This window comes from Pseudomonas sp. Pseusp9 (genome assembly GCF_059491265.1).
Genome location: NZ_CP168500.1, coordinates 5405140 through 5423925, shown reverse-complemented (window position 1 = coordinate 5423925; position 18786 = coordinate 5405140). Strand labels below are relative to the sequence as shown.

The window sequence follows — 18786 nt, the reverse complement described above, 5'->3', positions numbered from 1 at the left end:
CAGCCGAGTGAATCGCTTCCGTTGTTTGAAGGATTGATCATTGACGTGGGTGTCAGTGTCTTTCGTTGCAGGGATTGCAATGAAAGTTGAGTCGCCACGATAAAAAAAAGCCGCTGACAGCAGCGGCTTTAAGACAACTTTTCGAAGGGAAGAGCCGATGAAAAGTGTCGAGGGAAACAGGCGTGACAGGTATGGGTCAGCTGTCTTTTTCGGCCCCTGGCTGGGCCTGGGTGCTGGATGCTTGCGGGGCTTGGGCGTCTTGCGCAGCCTTGGCCGTCATCTCGATCTGATGCTCTTCGAACGCCGCAGAGCGTGCGGCGTTATGCGCGACGAAAGTCTGCGATTCTTCCGCCATCGCCAATGGCGACAGGAACAAAGAGGACAAAACGAAAGCGCTGGCAATACCCATACTGTTGGACATCTTTAAAACCTTCTTGCTTGGCAAGTGCTGTTTGGTGCGGGCAAAGATAAGGATCTTGAGCGAGGGGAAAAAGAGCGGATTCATGAAAGGACTGTTGCGGCAACAGCAATAGTTGTTTGGCCACATATTTGTATGCAGCCGCACCTCATGTGGGAGCGAGCCTGCTCGCGAAAGCAACACCTCGGTCCTTGAGTTGCACCGGGTTGCCTGATTCGCGAGCAGGCTCGCTCCTACAAAGGAAAGGGATCAGACGGGCAGATGAATCCCGAATGTATTCATCCCGTGGTCGCTGCGCACGAACACATCGCCGCCATGCATCAATGCAATCGCCTTGACGATGGCCAGCCCCAAACCGTGATTGTTGCCGCTGTTGCTGCGCGAAGCATCGACCCGATAGAAGCGCTCGAACAGCCGTGGCAGGTGTTCACGGGCAATCGGCGAACCGGGGTTGGCGACGCCGATGCTGACCTGGTGTTCTTCGGCTTCAATGTGCACTTGAATCACCTGCCCGGGCGCGGTGTGCTGTACCGCATTGTTCAGCAGGTTGATTAGCGCCCGGCGCAGATGGGCGATCTCGATGCGTACCTGTGCGTCACCACTGACCTCGACCTGGACCTGAGCGTCTTCGAGAATGAAATCCAGATACTCCAGGGTCGTGGCCACCTCTTCGGCCAGCGAGGTAGAGGTGAGTTTGGTCGCCTTGCTGCCCTGGTCGGCGCTGGCGAGGAACAGCATGTCGTTGATGATCGAACGCAGTCGCTCAAGCTCTTCGAGGTTCGATTGCAGCACTTCGAAGTAATGCTCGGCGGAGCGTCCGCGGGTCAATGCGACCTGGGTCTGGCCGATCAGGTTGGTCAGCGGTGAGCGCAGTTCGTGGGCGACGTCGGCATTGAACGATTCAAGGCGCGAGTAGGCTTGCTCGACCCGTTCCAGGGTCGAGTTGAACGAGCTGACGAATTGATCAAGTTCCGGCGGTAAGGGTGACAATCGCAAGCGCCCCGAGCGCAATGGCGGGGCCAGGCGCTGGGCTTCCGCGGACAGTTTGATCAGCGGCTTGAGACCGATCCGCGCCACCCAATAACCCAGAGCCGAAGCCAGCAGCACGCCGACAATCGCCAGACTGATCAGCGCGATCAGCAATTGATGCTGGGTATGGAAAAACGTTTCGGTATCGATGGCGATCATGAAGCGCAGCGGTGGTCGCTGGTCCTTGGCCGGGAACTCGCTGACCAGCACTTTCAGCGGATAGGGGTGATCCGCCAGCTGCATGTCGCGCGTGCCCAGCGGCCCTTGAGCAAAGGCGCGGACCTGCGGGGTCAGGTTGCCGTATTCGTAGTGCGGATCACCGCTGATGATCCAGAAACTGATGCGCTTGTCTTCTTCGCTCAGCAGATTGAGCTTGTTGTTGATCTTCACCCAATGCTCGGGCGTGCCGTAACGGCCGACCGTGGATTCGAGCACGCTGTAGCGCGCATCGAGTTCAGCTTCGGGTAACAGGCCCAAGCCTTTATCCACCTGTTGATAAAGTGCCCAGCCGATCAACAGGAACACCAATAACGCCACCAGGGTGAACATCCCGCTTAGGCGTAGCGCGATCGAGTTACTGGACACCACGGCTCTCCAGCACATAACCCATGCCGCGAATGGTGTGCAGCAGTTTCTCTTCGAACGGCCCGTCGAGCTTGGCCCGCAGGCGTTTGATCGCGACTTCGACGACGTTGGCGTCACTGTCGAAATTGATGTCCCAGACCATTTCGGCGATGGCGGTTTTCGAGAGAATTTCGCCCTGGCGGCGGGCCAGCACACTGAGCAGCGAGAACTCCTTGGCGGTCAGGTCCAGCCGTGTGCCGCCACGAGTAGCCTTGCGGCTGATCAAATCTATCCACAGGTCGGCGATGCTCACTTGCACCGGTTCATGACCGCCGCTACGGCGGGTCAGCGCTTGGAGGCGTGCCACCAGTTCAAGGAAGGAAAACGGTTTGCCCAGATAGTCATCGGCGCCGTCACGCAGGCCCCTGATGCGATCTTCCACACGCTCGCGGGCGGTGAGCATGATCACCGGGGTTTGCTTGCGCGCACGCAAGGCGCGCAACACGCCGAAGCCATCGAGGCCCGGCAACATCACGTCGAGGACGATCACCGCGTAGTCGCTCTCCAGCGCCAGGTGCAGACCTTCGACCCCGTCCCGCGCCAGATCCACGGTGTAACCCTGTTCCGTCAGACCGCGGTGCAGATAATCCGCGGTTTTTTCCTCGTCTTCGATAATCAGAACGCGCATGACCCTGCCTCAGTCTGTACTCGCCAGCGCTGGCACTGGCGAAGGTTTGGGCCTGTGAAACAACCGCTCCAGCCACAAGTATATGACCGGCGTGGTGAACAGCGTCAGGGCCTGGCTCACCAGCAAGCCGCCGACTACCGCGATCCCCAGGGGTTGGCGCAACTCGGCCCCGGTGCCGAAGCCGAGCATCAGCGGCAGGGCGCCGAGCAGGGCGGCGAGGGTGGTCATGATGATCGGCCGGAACCGCGTGAGACAGGCCTTGAAGATCGCTTCTTCAGGCGACAATCCAGCATTGCGCTGCGCTTCGAGGGCGAAGTCGATCATCAGGATGCCGTTTTTCTTGACGATACCGATCAACAGCACCAGGCCGATCAAGGCCATGATCGAAAAGTCCTGGCCGCAAATCCACAGCATGATCACCGCACCGAGGCCCGCCGAGGGCAAGGTGGAAATGATCGTCAGCGGATGGACGAAGCTCTCGTAGAGCACGCCGAGAATGATGTACACCGCCACCAGCGCCGCGAGAATCAGCCACGGCTGGCTGGCCAGAGAACTCTGGAACGCCTGGGCCGCGCCCTGGAAATTGCCGCTGATGGCGCTTGGCATGCCGATGTCGGCCTTGGCCTGGTTGAGCATGATCACCGCATCGCCCAACGCCACGCCCGGTGCCAGGTTGAACGACAGGTTGGCGGCCGGGAACATGCCGTCATGGGCGATGGACAGCGGGCCGACGGTTGGCGCATCGAACTTGGCCAGGGCTGACAACGGCACCATTTCCCCGCTCAGGGGCGAGCGCAGGTAGAAATAGTTGAGGCTTTCGGCCTTGCCGCGCTGTTTGGTGTCCAGCTCCAGAATTACGTTGTACTGATTGACCTGGGTCTGGAATTCGTTGATCTGGCGCTGGCCGAATGCATCGTACAGGGCTTCATCGACGTCGCTGGCGGTCAGGCCGAAACGCGCCGCCGCGCTGCGGTCGATGCTGATGTGGGTAATGCTGCCGCCCAGTTGCAAATCGTTGGAAATGTCGCGGAACGCCGGGTTGGCGCGCAGTTTTTCCGTCAGGCGCTGGGTCCAGGTGCTGAGTGTGCCGCCGTCGTTGCTCTTGAGTACGTATTGGTACTGTGCACGGCTTGGGCCGGAACTGAGGTTGATGTCCTGGCCGGCGCGCAGGTACAGGACGATGCCCGGTACTTTCATCAGTTGCGGACGAATCCGGTCGATGAACTGACTGGCCGAGACATCGCGGTCGCTGCGTTTTTTCAGGGTGATCCAGAAGCGGCCGTTGGCGATGGTCTGGTTGCTGCCGGAAACTCCGACCGAGTGCGAGAACGTTTCCACCGCAGGGTCGGCGGCGACGATTTCCGCCATTGCCAGGTGTTTTTTCACCATGTCGCCGTAGGAAATGTCGGCAGCGGCTTCGGTGGTGCCGAGGACGAAACCGGTGTCCTGGATCGGGAAGAAACCTTTCGGGATCAGAATGTACCCGGCAACGGCCAGGCCCAGTGACAGGCAGAACACGCCGATCATCAAGCGTTGATGGGCGAGGGCGTGGCGCAGGCCTTTTTCGTACCATGCCAGCAGACGCTCGCCAAAACCCGGTTTGTCGTGGGCATGATGCACCGGCGCGCGCATGAACAGCGCGGCCATGGTCGGTGCCAGGGTCAGTGACACCACTACGGAAATCAGGATGGTCGAGGTGGCGGTCAGGGCGAATTCCTTGAACAGCCGCCCGACCACGCCACCCATGAACAGCAGCGGAATGAACGCAGCCACCAGCGAAAAGCTGATCGAGACAACGGTGAAGCCGATCTCGCCCGCGCCCTTGATCGCCGCTTCGCGCATGCCGTCGCCGGCCTCCAGGTGCCGGTGAATGTTTTCCACCACCACGATCGCGTCGTCGACCACAAAGCCCACGGCCACCACGATCGCCACCAGCGTCAGGTTGTTCAGGCTGAATCCCATGACGTACATCAGCGCAAAGCTGGCGGTCAGCGAAACTCCCAGCACCGCCGAGACGATCAAGGTTGCCGACAACTGGCGCAGGAACAGCGCCATCACCGCCACCACCAGCATGATTGCAATCAGCAGGGTGATTTCCACTTCATGCAGCGAGGCACGGATGGTCTGGGTGCGGTCGATCAGTGTCTTGACCTGCACCGAGGCGGGGAGCATCGCTTCCAGCGCCGGCAAGGCGGCCTGGATGCGGTCCACGGTTTCGACGATGTTGGCCCCCGGCTGGCGGAAAATCACCAGGTTGACCCCCGGTTGCGTGCCCGCCCAAGCCTGGACGTAGGCATCTTCCGAACCGTTGACGACTTTGGCGACGTCGCGCAGATGAACCGGTGCGCCGTTCTTGTAGGAAACAATCAGCTGGCTGTAGTCCTCCGGGTGGAACAACTGGTCGTTGGTGGACAGGGTCGAGATGCTCGACTCCCCGTACAGCGCACCCTTGGCCAGGTTGAGGCTGGTCTGCTGGATCGCCAGGCGGATGTCGGCAAGGGTCAGGCCGATGGCCGCGAGTTTGTCCGCCGAAACCTGGACGCGGATCGCCGGACGCTGCTGACCGGTGATGGCGATCTGGCCTACACCGTCGACCTGACTGAGCTGACGGGACAACAGGGTTTCCGTCAGGTCGCTGAGCTCCGGGCCGGGCATCTGCGAGGAATTGACGCTGAGGATCAGCACCGGGCTGTCGGCCGGGTTGACCTTGCGCCAGGTTGGCAGGTTCGGCATGTCCTTGGGCAGCTTGCCCGCGGCAGTATTGATCGCCGCCTGCACTTCCTGGGCGGCAGTGTCGATGCTCTTGTCGAGGGTGAATTGCAGGGTCAGGTTGGTCGAGCCCAGTGCACTGCTCGAGGTCATCTGGGTCACGCCGGGAATGGCGCTGAATTGCACTTCAAGGGGCGTGGCCACCGAGGAAGCCATGGTTTCCGGGCTGGCGCCGGGCAGTTGCGCGGCGACCTGAATGGTCGGGAACTCTGCCTCCGGCAATGGCGCTACCGGCAGGCGCGGAAACGCGATGACGCCCAGCAGCACCAGGGCGAACGTCAGCAAGACCGTGGCCACCGGGTGGTCGATGCACCAGGCGGATACCGAACCGTGGCCCTTCATTGCTCCGCCTCCGATTGCACCACTTGCGACGGCTCGGTCAGCACCTGCACCGTTGAACCCGGTTTGAGCCGCGACTGACCATCGCTGACCAGTACATCACCCGGATTAACGCCTTTGATGATGTCCTGGCCACTGCCTTGATAGACCATCTGCACCTGCACGGCTTCGACTTTGTCGCCATTGACCCGGTACACGAAGTGCTGGTCCAGGCCGCGTTGTACGACGGTTGGCGGTACCACCAACGCATTTTTGTCCAGGGCTGTCTGAATCTTTACCGTCACCAGCAGGCCCGGCCACAGCTTCTGCCCCGGATTGTCGAATTCGGCCTTGGCGCGGATGGTGCCGGTGTTGGCGTTGATCTGGTTGTCGATCAGGGTCAGGTGACCTTCGCCGAGCAGGTTGCCGGTTTCGCCGTCGGTGTCGGCGCCGATGTAGGCCTTGACCTGGGCGTGCTGCGGGTCGTTGATCAGGCCCTGCAAGGTCGGCAGCATTTGCTGCGGCAGGGAAAATTCCACGGATATGGGGTCGATCTGGGTCACGGTGAACAGGCCCTGGACGTCGCTCATGCGCAGGAAGTTGCCTTCGTCGACTGTCCGAATACCGACACGACCGCTGACCGGGGAGTGTATTTGTGTGTAGGAAAGCTGTACCTCAGCGGAATCAATCGAGGCCTGGTTGCCTTGGGCGGTGGCCTTGAGTTGATTGACCAGAGCCTGTTGCTGATCGTAGGTCTGCTTGGACACCCCGTCGTCGACGCTGAGCAGTTTGTAGCGCTTGAGGTTGACCAGCGCCACTTGCAGTTGCGCCTGGTTTTCGCCCAGTTGTGCCCGGGCCTGGTCGAGACTGGCGCGGATCGACCGGTCGTCGATGGTGGCCAGCAGATCACCTTTTTTCACCAGTTGGCCTTCCTTGACCATGATTTTGGTGAGTATGCCGTCGATTTGTGGGCGGACCACGACGCTGTGCAGGGACAGCACCGAACCGATGCCGCTGACGTAGCGCGGCACGTCTTTTTCGGCGACAGCGACCACTCGCACGGGGATGGCGCTGGGGGCGGCGAGCTTGGCCTTGGCCGGTTTGGCGGCATACCACAGGCCCAGCGCTGCCAGGAAAATCAGAAGGGCGACGAGCAGGGCGGGTTTTTTCTGGATTCGCATGCGAGTGGGGCGCCGGGGCTGGGTGGTCGGTAGGTCGGTGGGTATTTTCCTTTATAAACCTGTTTGACGGTCAGGAGGGTGACGGCTAACTGACGGCGCTGTCAGTTTGGCTTTGGCGGCCTCTGGGCCGGCCATGTTCTTGGTTGACTGTGTACATATCCGTTGCTGCGGTAACGGCCACTTAGGGTTTCGCCCTGACGGCGACTCACTTTTTTTAACAAGCGCCTCAAAAAAAGTAAGCAAAAAAAGCGCTCGCCCCGAACGTCCGGCCCCTCGCTTGGGCTCGGGGTTCCTTCGCTCCGGCATTCATCCGGGGGCATTGCCCTCCGGTCGGCTTCGCGCGACCTACATGCAATGTGTGCGGCTTCGCCGCACGGCGCTGCGCGCCAGTCCCCGGATGAACACCTCCACTCAGCCTGCCGAGGGGGCGGGTGGATCAAGATCAAAAGCGGCAGGCGAGCTAACGCTCGGCCTGTGGCGTGGTGAAAAGCGTGGGTGTACGCCGATCTGCTTTTGCTCTTCTGTGGGAGCGGGCTTGCCCGTGATGGTCGTCAACGATGACGCGGGCTGTCTGAATGCCCGCGGTGTCCCGGCGTTTTTCGCGAGCAGGCTCGCTCCTACAGCGGGATGCGTTCATCTGTGGTCAGGTCGGCTGTCAGGCCGCCTCGCTTTTGCTTTGGCTTTTGCGGTACACGCCCCCTCGAGAGGCTTCGTTCCGGTTCTGCGTAGTGGGCAACCCGGCATGGATGCCGGGTTAGCCGCGTACGGCCAGGGATGGCCGATCGCGGCGGGCCCTGTAGGAGCGAGCTTGCTCGCGATAAACGACAGAACACCGCGGGGTGTCAGGCTGCCAGCGTCATCGTTGACGACCATCGCGAGCAAGCTCGCTCCTACAAAGGCTCAGTTCGCCACCCGAACCCCACCCAGGCTCCCACTCAATTCATACGCTGCCAATTCCGCCTGATGCGCGGCCAGCAATTCCGGCAACGATCCACGCAAATACTCGACCCAGGTCTTGATCTTCGCGTCCAGGTACTGGCGCGACGGGTAGATGGCGTACAGGTTCAGTTCCTGCGAGCGGTATTTGGGCATCATGCGCACCAGCGTACCGTTGCGCAGGCCTTCTATCGCGGCGTACAGCGGCAGGACGCCAACGCCCATGCCGCTGATGATCGCGGATTTCATCGCGTCGGCGGAGTTCACCAGAAACGGTGAGCTGTTGATGGTGACCATTTCCTGGCCTTCAGGGCCGTCGAAGGCCCACTTCTCCAGCGGAATCACCGGGCTGACCAGGCGCAGGCAGGCGTGGTTGAGCAGGTCGCTGGGTTTTTGTGCGCAGCCGTTGGCTTTGACGTAGGCCGGCGAGGCGCAAACGATGCTGTAGGTGATGCCCAGGCGCTGGGAGACGAACCCCGAATCCGGCAGTTCGCGGGCGAGGACGATGGACACGTCGTAACCCTCGTCGAGCAGGTCCGGCACGCGGTTGGCCATGGTCAGGTCGAAGGTCACGTCCGGATGGGTCTTGCGGTAGCGGGCGATGGCGTCGATCACGAAGTGCTGGCCGATGCCGGTCATGGTGTGCACTTTCAGTTGCCCGGCCGGGCGTGCGTGGGCGTCGCTGGCCTCGGCTTCGGCTTCTTCGACGTAGGCCAGGATCTGTTCGCAGCGCAACAGGTAACGCTTGCCGGCTTCGGTCAGAGCGATGCGGCGGGTCGTTCGGTTGAGCAGCCGGGTTTGCAGATGGGCTTCCAGGTTGGAGACCGCGCGCGAGACGTTGGCCGTGGTGGTGTCCAGTTGTACGGCGGCGGCGGTGAAGCTGCCGGCTTCGGCCACGTAACTGAAGGCGCGCATGTTTTGCAAAGTGTCCATGGGGTGCTCTCGGGTGCGATGGCAAATTGTGACACGAAGTTTCAGGGGCGGTGACCCCCTACCTACGGATTATCTCGTTAACGGTAACAAAGATTCACAGGAATCCCAGCTTATCGCCCTTCAGGCCGCCCCATAGAATTGCGCTCACCTCAAGAACACCCCACCTCAGGAAATCGCAGCAGTGCCGCGTCGCATCAGCAGAGCGCTTCAGCCGCTCAGTGTTTTGGCTTTAACCCTGGCAATCAGCGGCTGCATCGGAACCGGAGGTATTGCCCCGCAGGACAAGGCGCTGGAGGCCAATTCGCTGGCCACCGACGAAGCGATCCAGAGTGCCGCGCAAGACGCGCACTGGCCCACCGCGCAATGGTGGCAGGCCTATGGGGACCCGCAACTGAACCGCTGGATCGACCTCGCCCTGCAAGGCAGCCCGAGCCTGGCGATGGCCGCTGCCCGGGTACGTCAAGCCAGGTCCATGGCCGGTGTGGCGGAAGCGGCCGAGTCGCTGCAGATCAATGGCGAGTCCACCCTCAAGCGTCACAACTGGCCTACCGACCAGTTCTATGGCCCCGGTGAGCTGGCCAACAGCACCACCTGGGACAACAACGCCGCGCTGGGTTTCAGTTATGCCCTCGACCTCTGGGGCCGCGAAAGCAATGCCACCGAGCGCGCCGTGGACATGGCGCACATGACCGTCGCCGAGGCTCGTCAGGCCCAGCTCGAATTGCAGGACAACATCGTCCGGGTCTACATCGAGCTTTCGCTGCATTACGCACAACGGGACATCGTCGAGGCGACCCTGAAGCAGCAACAGCAGATTCTCGATCTGGCACAGAAGCGCCTGAATGGTGGCATCGGTACCCATTTCGAAGTCAGCCAGGCTGAAACACCGTTGCCGGAAACCCATCGCCAGATCGATGCCCTCGACGAAGAAATCGCCTTGAGCCGCAACCAGCTCGCGGCCCTCGCCGGCAAGGGACCGGGGGAAGGCGCGCAGTTGCAGCGGCCGACGCTGTCGCTGGCTGCACCACTGAAACTGCCGTCTGCGCTGCCGGCGCAATTGCTCGGGCAGCGCCCGGACGTGGTCGCCAGCCGCTGGCAAGTGGCGGCGCAGGCGCGGGGCATCGACGTCGCCCATGCCGGTTTCTACCCCAACGTCGACCTGGTCGGCAGCCTCGGCTACATGGCCACCGGTGGCGGGGCGCTGGAGTTCCTGACCGGCAAGAAGCTCAACTACAGCGTGGGTCCGGCGATTTCGTTGCCGATCTTCGATGGCGGACGTTTGCGCGCTGAGTTGGGCGAAGCCTCGGCCGGTTATGACATCGCCGTGGCCAAGTACAACCAGACCCTGGTCAATGCCCTGAAAAACATCTCTGACCAGTTGATCCGCCGCGAGTCCATGGACAAGCAGCAGGCATTCGCCGCCGAGTCGGTGGCCACTGCGCAGAAGACCTACGACATCGCCATGATCGCCTACCAGCGCGGCCTGACCGATTACCTCAACGTGCTCAACGCCCAGACCCTGCTGTTCAAGCAGCAGCAAGTGCAGCAGCAGGTTCAGGCAGCGCGCTTGAGCGCCCACGCGGAGCTGGTGACGGCGTTGGGTGGTGGTTTGGGCGCGGGTAACGATGTACCGAACGCCGAACAGACTCAAGTGCCGAAAACCCCGAGCCTTTTGCGTTGAATACAAGACCTGTGGGAGCGAGCCTGCTCGCGAAGGCGGTGTGTCAGATGACATTTGTGCCGCCTGACACTCCCTCTTCGCGAGCAGGCTCGCTCCCACAGGTTCCGGCTCTTCATTGAATTTCACCGAGCAGGATTTCATGACTCCCTTGCCCGCACCCTTGCGCTGGCTGTATTCCCTGGAATGGCGCCGGGGTTTCTTCGACTGGGCACGCAGCGACGGCGTGACCTGGGTCTACATTTTCAAGGTGCTGTTCGCGGCATTCCTGACGTTATGGCTGGCCATGCGCCTGGAGTTGCCGCAACCGCGCACGGCGATGATCACCGTGTTCATCGTCATGCAGCCGCAAAGCGGCCACGTGTTCGCCAAGAGCTTCTATCGTTTTCTCGGCACCCTGGCCGGGTCTTCGGTGATGGTCGCGTTGATTGCGCTGTTTGCGCAGAACACTGAACTGTTCCTTGGTTCGCTGGCGATCTGGGTCGGTATCTGCACGGCCGGCGCCGCCCGCTGCCGCAACTTCCGCGCCTACGGCTTCGTCCTCGCCGGATACACCGCGGCGATGGTCGGCTTGCCCGCGCTGGCTCATCCGGAGGGGGCGTTCATGGCGGCGGTCTGGCGGGTGCTGGAAATCTCGCTGGGCATTCTCTGTTCGACCCTGATCAGTGCCGCCATCCTGCCGCAATCGGCTAGCGCGGCGATGCGTAATGCCTTGTATCAGCGCTTTGGCGTGTTCGCCCTGTTCGTCACCGATGGCTTGCGCGGACGCAGCCGGCGTGAGGCATTCGAGGCCGGTAACGTGCGTTTCATCGCCGAAGCCGTGGGCCTGGAAGGCTTGCGCAGCGTCACTGTTTTTGAAGACCCGCACATGCGTCGGCGCAATGGCCGGCTCAGTCGCCTGAACAGCGAGTTCATGGGCATAACCACACGCTTCAATGCCTTGCACCAGTTGCTCGAACGCTTGCGCAGCAGTGCGGCGGACACCGTGGTGGCAGCTATCAAGCCGGGTCTGCAGGACCTTGCCGAGGTGCTCGACGGCTTCAGCGGTCGTGCCCTGACCAGCGCCGATGCGGCGCGTCTGGTCACGGTGCTGAGCGCCTACAAGGAAGGCTTGCCGGCGCGAGTGCGCTGTCTGCGGGCAGCGTTCCAGCAGAGCGAGCCGAGCGATGCCGAACAACTGGATTTCCACACCGCTTACGAGCTGCTCTATCGCTTTGTCGACGACCTGCACGGTTATGCACAGACCCACGCATCCCTGGCCGATCACAGTCACGAACGGGAGCGCTGGGACGAGCCGTTCACACCGCAAACCAACTGGATGGCCGCGGCAGCATCGGGGATACGCGCAGCATTCATCCTGGTGGTATTGGGCAGCTATTGGGTGGCGACCGCCTGGCCGAGCGGGGCGACCATGACCCTGATCGCCGCCGCGACCGTGGGCTTGTCCGCCGCCACCCCGAACCCGAAACGCATGGCCTTTCAGATGGCGTGCGGGACATTGCTCGGGGCGCTGATCGGCTTCGTCGAGATGTTTTTCATTTTCCCGTGGATCGACGGATTTCCGTTGCTGTGCGTGATGCTCGCACCGGTGATCGTACTGGGCTCGTTCCTGACGTCGCGGCCGCAATACGTCGGTGTCGGCCTGGGCTTGCTGATCTTTTTCAGCACCGGCTCGGTACCGGACAACCTCACGGTCTACAACCCCTACACCTTCATCAACGACTACATCGCCATGGTGCTCGGCATGCTGGTGTGCGCAGCGGCAGGGGCGATCATTCTGCCGCCCAACAGCCGCTGGTTGTGGCGCCGTCTGGAGCAGGACCTGCGCGCTCAGGTGGTGTACGCCATCAGCGGCAAGCTCAAGGGGCTGGCGTCGAGTTTCGAAAGCCGCACCCGCGATCTGGTGCATCAGGCCTACGGCTTCGCGGCCGGTCAACCGCAAGTGCAGCGGGGCTTGCTGCGCTGGATGTTCGTGGTGCTGGAAGTCGGCCACGCGATCATCGAGTTGCGTAAGGAGCAGGCGATACTGCCGGTGCATCCGGCCTATGCCGAATCCCAGCCATGGCGTCAGGCGATCCGGGTGATGGGGCGCGCGCTGGTGCGGCTGTTCCTGCAACCGAACGGCAGCAACCTCGAGCGCGCACTGATCGCCGTCGATCACGCGATCAGTCGTGTGCAGTCCACCGACGAACCCTTCGCCCCACACTTCGATACCTCGGCGTTGCGCCGGGTGAAGAGCTACCTGCACTTCATCCGCACCTCTCTGCTCGATCCGCAATCACCGCTCGCCGGCTACGTGAACGCCAGTGCCAGCGGCAAGCCACAAGGACTTGAACATGCCTCGTGAAATCGCCTTCCACGGCGTGTACATGCCGACCATGACCCTGATGTTTTTCATTGCGGCGGCACTTGCCTGGGCACTGGACCGCTTCCTCTCCGGGTTCGACCTGTACCGCTTCTTCTGGCACCCGGCGTTACTGCGCCTGAGTCTGTTTACCTGTCTGTTCGGTGCCATCGCGCTGACTGTCTACCGTTGACTCTCTATCACTGAGAATGCCCCGATGAAAAAGTTTTTCAGCCTGCTCGCGACCCTGTTGGTGCTGGCCCTCGCGCTGTGGATCGGCCGCTCCTTGTGGGAGCACTACATGAACACGCCGTGGACCCGTGACGGCCGCGTGCGGGCCGACATCATCAACGTCGCCGCCGACGTCACTGGCGAAGTGGTGGAGGTGCCGGTGCGCGACAACCAATTGGTGAAGAAGGGTGATTTGCTGATGCAGATCGACCCCGAGCACTACCGTCTCGCGGTGAAACAGGCGCAAAGCCTGGTGGCATCGCGCAAGGCGACCTGGGAGATGCGCAAGGTCAATGCCCATCGCCGCGCCGATATGGACAACCTGGTGATCTCCCGGGAAAACCGCGACGACGCCAGCAATCTCGCCGACTCGGCCCTGGCCGATTACCAGCAGGCCCAGGCGCAACTGGAAGCCGCCGAGCTCAACCTGAAACGCACTGAAGTGCGCGCGGCGGTGGACGGCTACGTCACCAACCTCAACGTGCATCGCGGCGACTACGCGCGCATCGGCGAGGCGAAAATGGCCGTGGTCGACATGAACTCGTTCTGGGTCTACGGCTTCTTCGAAGAAACCAAGCTGCCCCACGTGCGCGTGGGCGATAAGGCCGACATGCAACTGATGAGCGGCGAAGTGCTCAAGGGTCACGTGGAAAGCATCTCGCGTGGCATCTACGACCGCGACAACCCGGAAAGCCGCGAGCTGATAGCCGACGTCAACCCGACCTTCAACTGGGTACGCCTGGCGCAACGGGTGCCGGTGCGCATTCACATCGATGAAGTGCCGGAGGGCGTGTTGTTGGCGGCGGGGATTACCTGCACGGTGGTGGTCAAGCAAGGCGATGGTGCTTAACGCATTCCCTGTAGGAGCGAGCCTGCTCGCGAAAAACCTGAGAGCGTCGCGTGCTTTCTGAATGCCTGCGTTATCGTTGACGTCCATCGCGAGCAGGCTCGCTCCTACAGTTGATCAGCAAAACGTCTCCTGCAAATGCCGCCAAAGGATCTTGCCATCCACCTGCTCGAACACCACGGTCGAGCGACGATCCGAGTGCAGCCCGGTCGCATCGGTCTGTTGCTCGCGGTAACTCACGGTCGCGCCACCGTCGTGCAGCGCGATGCCACGCAACTCGCTGAGCTCGATGCGAAAACCTAGCTTCTTGCCGCCCGCCAATGTGAACAATTCATTCAGCGCGGCAAAATCCAGCACCCGACCGAGCGGCGAGACCATGGAAAACTGCGGTGAAAAACGTGTCAGCAGGTGTTCGAGTTCGGAGACGTTCTGTTCTTCGGCCAGCCATTGTTCGATGGCCACGTGGGCCTGGATCACTTCGTCGAAGTATTCGGTGTAGTCGGTCATTGTGCTGGTACCTGAAATTTTGTAGTGACTGTGCGGGCCTATTCGCGAGCAGGCTCGCTCCCACAGGGAGACGTATTTTAAATGTGGGAGCGAGCCTGCTCGCGAAGGTGTCTACGCGGTCTCAGAGCTGCCCACGTAGCCCGAACCGCTTCATCAATCCGGATTCGAGCAAACCCTTGGGCAGCAAGCTTGCCATCAGCGGCAACGCCCGACTGCCATTGCCCAGACGAAGCAACCGCGGCGGTTTGGCCTGCTGCACAGCCTTGAGCAATCCGGCGGCAAACTCACTGGCCGGAGTCGGCTTGTCCTGGGAAGCCCTGGCCCGGGCACGTATGCCTTCGCGCAGCGGAAACCACGGCGATTGTTCACTGATCAGTTGCTCGGCTTCGTGGCCGGCATTTTTGGCGAAACAGGAAGCGATGGCTCCCGGCTGGACTTCCATGACCCGCACGCCGAACGGCGCCAGTTCCATGCGCAAGGCATCGCTCAAGGCATGCACGGCAGCCTTCGAGGCACAGTAGGCGCCGGCAAAGGGCGTGACCAGTACGCCAGACACGCTACCGATATTCACCACCAGCCCCTTGGCCCGACGCAGCACCGGGAACAAGGCGCGGGTGACGCCGACGATGGCGAACACATTGGTTTCGAACTGGCGCTGCATGGCCGGTACACCACCATCGAGCAGCGGCCCCATGGCGCCATACCCTGCGTTGTTGACCAGCACATCGAGGCCACCGCGATCCTGGTTGATGCGCTCGCTCAACTGCTCAAGGGCAATACCATCGTTTACGTCAAGTTGCACGGCGATAAATCCGGCAGCGCTCAGCATGGCGACATCTTCGGCCCTGCGCGCACTGGCCCAGACTTCATAGCCGGCAGCTTTGAACGCGTCGGCCAAGGCGCGGCCAATGCCGCTGGAACAACCGGTAATCAACGCAACGGGCATGGCGCATTCCTTGTGCAAATAGTGGGGGAGAGATCAGTCGGAAAAACTACCCTGCAATCGCTCGGCGCGAAACTCCAGGGTTTCCGGACGGTAGCCGGGGCGCAATGGCGGCAGTGGCAAGCAGTCTTCCCAGTTGCCACCGGCCTGCAATTCGCCGGGGCCGCGATAACGCGGGGCAGTGTATTGATTATCGGCCAGGTTCACCGTGTCGCCCGGTGCATAAGCCGCGACCCGCCAGCGCAGTTCCGTCAGCGGCACGTCATTGCCGTTGTTCAGGGTCAATTGCAAGGGACGGTCGGCGGGGCATTGCTGCGGCGCGTAACTGATGCGCAACTCCAGGCGTTGCAGTTGCTTGAGTTCGCGGTGGTCCATCCAGATGACCCAGGTCGCGACAATGCCCAGGCCCACGGCGGCGGCCATGGAAACAGGCAAGGCCTTGGCCGGATAGCGCAGCAACAGGATCAGCCAGGTGATGACCAGCAAGACGCCGATGAACATGACGTAGATCTCGGGAATAGAGAGGGTCATCCTACCTAAGCGCGGGTAGGGTTGGCGATGGGCGGGGTGTACCGATGGTACGGGAGACCATCTGTCGGCACTGTAATTTTTGACAGTAGCCGGGCACTTGATCGACAGGCTTACATGAGGGGAGAGATTCCGGAGCGGCTACTGTGCCAGCGACCCTTGCAATCCACCGCCACACCCCGAGCCTGACAGCAAGAGACCCTCGTGGGTTACCGGTCCGTGCAGTGGGTTACTGGCGTGACAGCGACGGCGTGCCCCCTCAGGCACGAGTCAACCGCACGGCCCATGATGGGGCGGGGCGCGCGATTGCGCAGTGGGACCCGCGGTTGTTTCTGGACACTTCGGCACCGGCCAATCTGCAAACGACTTATACCTTGTCCGGCGCAGTGTTGAGTACGGACAGCGTCGATGCCGGGAGGCGTGTGGCGCTGTTGGGTGAGGCAGGGCAATCGCTTCATGCCTGGGATAGCCGGGGTTCGCAGCGCTGGATGCGGTATGACACCCTGTTGCGCCCGTTATCGGTGTTCGAGCAGGCGGTGGATGGTGACGCGATTTGCACGGAGCGCTTGGGTTACGGCGCGAGCGATCAGGCTTCTGCCGAGCGCAACCAATGCGGGCAATTGATTCGCCATGATGATCCGGCGGGCACGCAGTTATTTACCAAGTTTGGATTGCACGGCGCCGGGTTGGAGCAGACGCGGCATTTTCTGAAGGCATTGTCGCTGCCGGACTGGCCCGAGCCGGTGGCGGATCGCGAGTTGCTGTTGGAGGCGGGGGAGGGTGCCATCACCCGTTCGCACTTCAATGCATTGGGCGAGGACTCCCGGCAAACCGATGCCAAAGGCCACCGTCAGTTATTCAACCAGACCCTCGACGGCCAGTTGCGTGAGGCTGGCCTGCAACTCAACGGTACATCCACGCCAAAGACCCTGGTCAGCGCCATCGACTACAACGCCCACGGCCAGACCGGGCGGGAAGTCGCCGGCAATGGCGTGATCACCACGCTGGAATACGACGCGCAAAATGGCCGCCTGACCCGCCTCCGGGCTCAACGCGGCAACGCAGTCCTGCAAGATCTGCGCTACGCCTACGACGCGGTAGGCAATGTGCTGAGCATCGAGGATGCCGCGCAGCCGATTCGCTACTTCGCCAACCGGCGCATCGAACCGGTCAATCGCTACTCCTACGACAGCCTTTCCCAACTGATCGAAGCCACCGGCTGGGAAGCGGGCGGCCCTAACAAAGGCCCAGGCTTTTCGACCTTCGACGACCCGGCGCCCCGCGCGAATTACCGCCAGACCTATCGCTACGACGCAGGCGGCAATCTTCTGGAGCTGACTCACGACGGTCCGCAAAGCCATGGCCATCGGCTGGTCGCGACGGCGCACAGCAACCGTTGTCTGCCGGTGCTGGAAGGCGTGGAACCGGACGAAGACGACTTCCGTCGAGGCTTCGACGGCAACGGCAATCTACTCAACCTGCAACCGGGGCAGGCCTTGGCGTGGGACCTGCGCAATCAGTTGTGTGAAGTGCGACCGGTCGAGCGAGAGTCCGGCATCGATGACCGCGAACGTTATGTCTACGGCGCTGACGGCATGCGGGTGCGCAAAGTTCGCGAAACCCAATCCAATGCCCGGACACTGCTTGCTGAAACCCGCTATCTGCCAAACCTGGAGCTGCGCAACCACAGCGGCACGGGCGAAGTGTTGCAGGTGATCAGCGTGCAGGCCGGGCGCAGCAGTGTGCGGGTGCTGCATTGGGAGTCCAAACCGCCGGAAGGCATGGGCAATGATCAATACCGCTACCACCTGAATGATCATCTGGGCACCTGTACCCTGGAGCTTGATGAGGTCGGCGACGTGATCAGCCAGGAGCGTTATCACCCGTATGGCACTACCGCGTGGTTCGCCGGACGCGGGGAGGTTGAGGCGAGTTACAGAACGGTGCGTTATTCGGGGAAAGAGCGGGATGCGACGGGACTTTATTATTATGGGTTCAGGTATTACCTAGCGGCACGGCAGCGGTGGTTGAACCCGGATCCGGCGGGTGATGTAGATGGAAGCAATCGCTTTAAAGCATTATTGAATAGCCCTCTTCGTTTTTTTGATGAAGATGGTTTAATGGCCAAGGAGGCTCTTGTTAATGTCGCTGAGTATGTTGGTTTGGAAACGATAGCTTCATCGTCCGTGAATGCAAAAGTAGTACCGAGTTTTGAGAACGTCGCGGTGAAGGAAGGCGAAAAACGCCATTCTGGAATTAAGGAGGGTGGTGCGTCTGTTGATGATGCGAGTGTAAAGACTAATGGTATGTTGAACCGGAAAGTCAAAGGTTTATCTATCGAAGCAAACGAAAATATTCTAGTTATGGAGAACTATCGTCAGTTTGTAGGTGTTATGTCTGTGAAAAATAAACGAATAGATATCGCTATCTCTTCGCAATTGGGCTTGCCTGGGTCGGACGTTGAGAAACAGTTACCTAAAGGTGTTACCTACAAGGTCGGCCCTAAAAGCCCAATCTTTTCATTTGCACTTGAAGCTTTGCATTCTGTTGGTAAAAGGGCAGATAACACCGAATTGGATTTCACAGGCCACGCGATGATGGTCAAAATTCTTTCCGGAGAAGAGAAAAACTATATAGGCTTTTCCGGAGTAAAACGGTCGGATAATGTGATACGCCTGAAATGGACCTCAAGAACACTCAATCCGGAACACGCATCGTTCATGTCGAAGTATCATTTTGGTAATCCGGGGGTCGAGCAACGAGATTATGTGCTTTCGAAAAAATATCAGGACGTTGTAGTCAAGTATTTTGAGCGGTCTGGTTATTCAATAATTAGAGATTGAATGACTCAAGATTTTAGTAAGGAAAACTA

At 60.9% G+C, this 18786-nt stretch carries 14 protein-coding genes; 5 read left to right on the top strand and 9 right to left on the bottom strand.

What is annotated here, in order from left to right; translation table 11 throughout:
- Positions 1 to 196: 196 nt before the first annotated feature.
- The 6 genes from ACEN8E_RS24615 to ACEN8E_RS24590 all read right to left on the bottom strand — a co-directional run bounded on the left by ACEN8E_RS24615 (position 197) and on the right by ACEN8E_RS24590 (position 8836).
- Positions 197 to 421 carry a hypothetical protein gene (locus ACEN8E_RS24615; RefSeq protein WP_495593389.1) on the bottom strand — a complete coding sequence of 75 codons (225 nt, stop codon included), beginning with the start codon at positions 419 to 421 and terminating at the stop codon, positions 197 to 199.
- A gap of 246 nt (positions 422 to 667) precedes the next feature.
- Positions 668 to 2032, bottom strand: coding sequence for a heavy metal sensor histidine kinase (locus ACEN8E_RS24610; RefSeq protein ID WP_495590219.1), 1365 nt, complete (start codon positions 2030 to 2032; stop codon positions 668 to 670).
- On the bottom strand, positions 2022 to 2699 hold the full coding sequence (locus tag ACEN8E_RS24605) for a heavy metal response regulator transcription factor (RefSeq protein WP_007972618.1): 678 nt from the start codon (positions 2697 to 2699) through the stop codon (positions 2022 to 2024). The genes ACEN8E_RS24610 and ACEN8E_RS24605 overlap by 11 nt, the downstream gene beginning before the upstream one ends.
- A 9-nt stretch (positions 2700 to 2708) precedes the next feature.
- Positions 2709 to 5810 carry a multidrug efflux RND transporter permease subunit gene (locus ACEN8E_RS24600; RefSeq protein ID WP_495590218.1) on the bottom strand — a complete coding sequence of 1034 codons (3102 nt, stop codon included), beginning with the start codon at positions 5808 to 5810 and terminating at the stop codon, positions 2709 to 2711.
- On the bottom strand, positions 5807 to 6967 hold the full coding sequence (locus ACEN8E_RS24595) for an efflux RND transporter periplasmic adaptor subunit (RefSeq protein WP_495590217.1): 1161 nt from the start codon (positions 6965 to 6967) through the stop codon (positions 5807 to 5809). Before ACEN8E_RS24595 ends, ACEN8E_RS24600 begins: the two co-directional genes overlap by 4 nt.
- Positions 6968 to 7867: 900 nt before the next feature.
- Positions 7868 to 8836 carry a LysR family transcriptional regulator gene (locus ACEN8E_RS24590; RefSeq protein WP_495590216.1) on the bottom strand — a complete coding sequence of 323 codons (969 nt, stop codon included), beginning with the start codon at positions 8834 to 8836 and terminating at the stop codon, positions 7868 to 7870.
- A 181-nt stretch (positions 8837 to 9017) separates the two neighbouring features.
- Between ACEN8E_RS24590 and ACEN8E_RS24585 the strand changes: the two genes are divergently transcribed.
- The 4 genes from ACEN8E_RS24585 (at position 9018) to ACEN8E_RS24570 (ending at position 13939) form a co-directional block, all read left to right on the top strand.
- Positions 9018 to 10517, top strand: a complete 1500-nt coding sequence (locus tag ACEN8E_RS24585) for an efflux transporter outer membrane subunit (protein ID WP_495590215.1) — start codon at positions 9018 to 9020, stop codon at positions 10515 to 10517.
- A gap of 139 nt (positions 10518 to 10656) precedes the next feature.
- The gene (locus ACEN8E_RS24580; protein ID WP_495590214.1) at positions 10657 to 12861 is read left to right on the top strand and encodes an FUSC family protein; all 2205 of its coding nucleotides are present in this window, start codon (positions 10657 to 10659) and stop codon (positions 12859 to 12861) included.
- Positions 12851 to 13051 (top strand): DUF1656 domain-containing protein, encoded by a 201-nt coding sequence (locus ACEN8E_RS24575; protein ID WP_495590213.1) that lies wholly within the window; start codon positions 12851 to 12853, stop codon positions 13049 to 13051. Before ACEN8E_RS24580 ends, ACEN8E_RS24575 begins: the two co-directional genes overlap by 11 nt.
- 24 nt (positions 13052 to 13075) lie before the next feature.
- A complete protein-coding gene (locus ACEN8E_RS24570; RefSeq protein WP_046041943.1) occupies positions 13076 to 13939 on the top strand; it encodes an efflux RND transporter periplasmic adaptor subunit in 864 nt (287 codons plus the stop codon).
- A gap of 114 nt (positions 13940 to 14053) precedes the next feature.
- On the opposite strand, the gene ACEN8E_RS24565 is transcribed toward ACEN8E_RS24570, so the two are convergent.
- From ACEN8E_RS24565 to ACEN8E_RS24555, 3 genes are all read right to left on the bottom strand, one after another.
- Entirely contained in the window at positions 14054 to 14443 is a 390-nt protein-coding gene (locus tag ACEN8E_RS24565) for a DUF4440 domain-containing protein (RefSeq protein ID WP_495590212.1), read from the bottom strand.
- Between the two features lie 121 nt (positions 14444 to 14564).
- Complete coding sequence (locus ACEN8E_RS24560) at positions 14565 to 15389, bottom strand: SDR family oxidoreductase (RefSeq protein WP_495590211.1); 825 nt, start codon at positions 15387 to 15389, stop codon at positions 14565 to 14567.
- A gap of 33 nt (positions 15390 to 15422) precedes the next feature.
- Positions 15423 to 15887: a hypothetical protein gene (locus ACEN8E_RS24555; RefSeq protein ID WP_007998302.1), complete on the bottom strand. Its 465-nt coding sequence runs from the start codon at positions 15885 to 15887 to the stop codon at positions 15423 to 15425.
- Positions 15888 to 16138: 251 nt separating this feature from the next.
- Here ACEN8E_RS24555 and ACEN8E_RS24550 point away from each other — a divergent pair, with 251 nt between their 5' ends.
- Positions 16139 to 18757: an RHS repeat domain-containing protein gene (locus ACEN8E_RS24550; RefSeq protein ID WP_495590210.1), complete on the top strand. Its 2619-nt coding sequence runs from the start codon at positions 16139 to 16141 to the stop codon at positions 18755 to 18757.
- Positions 18758 to 18786 lie beyond the last annotated feature (29 nt).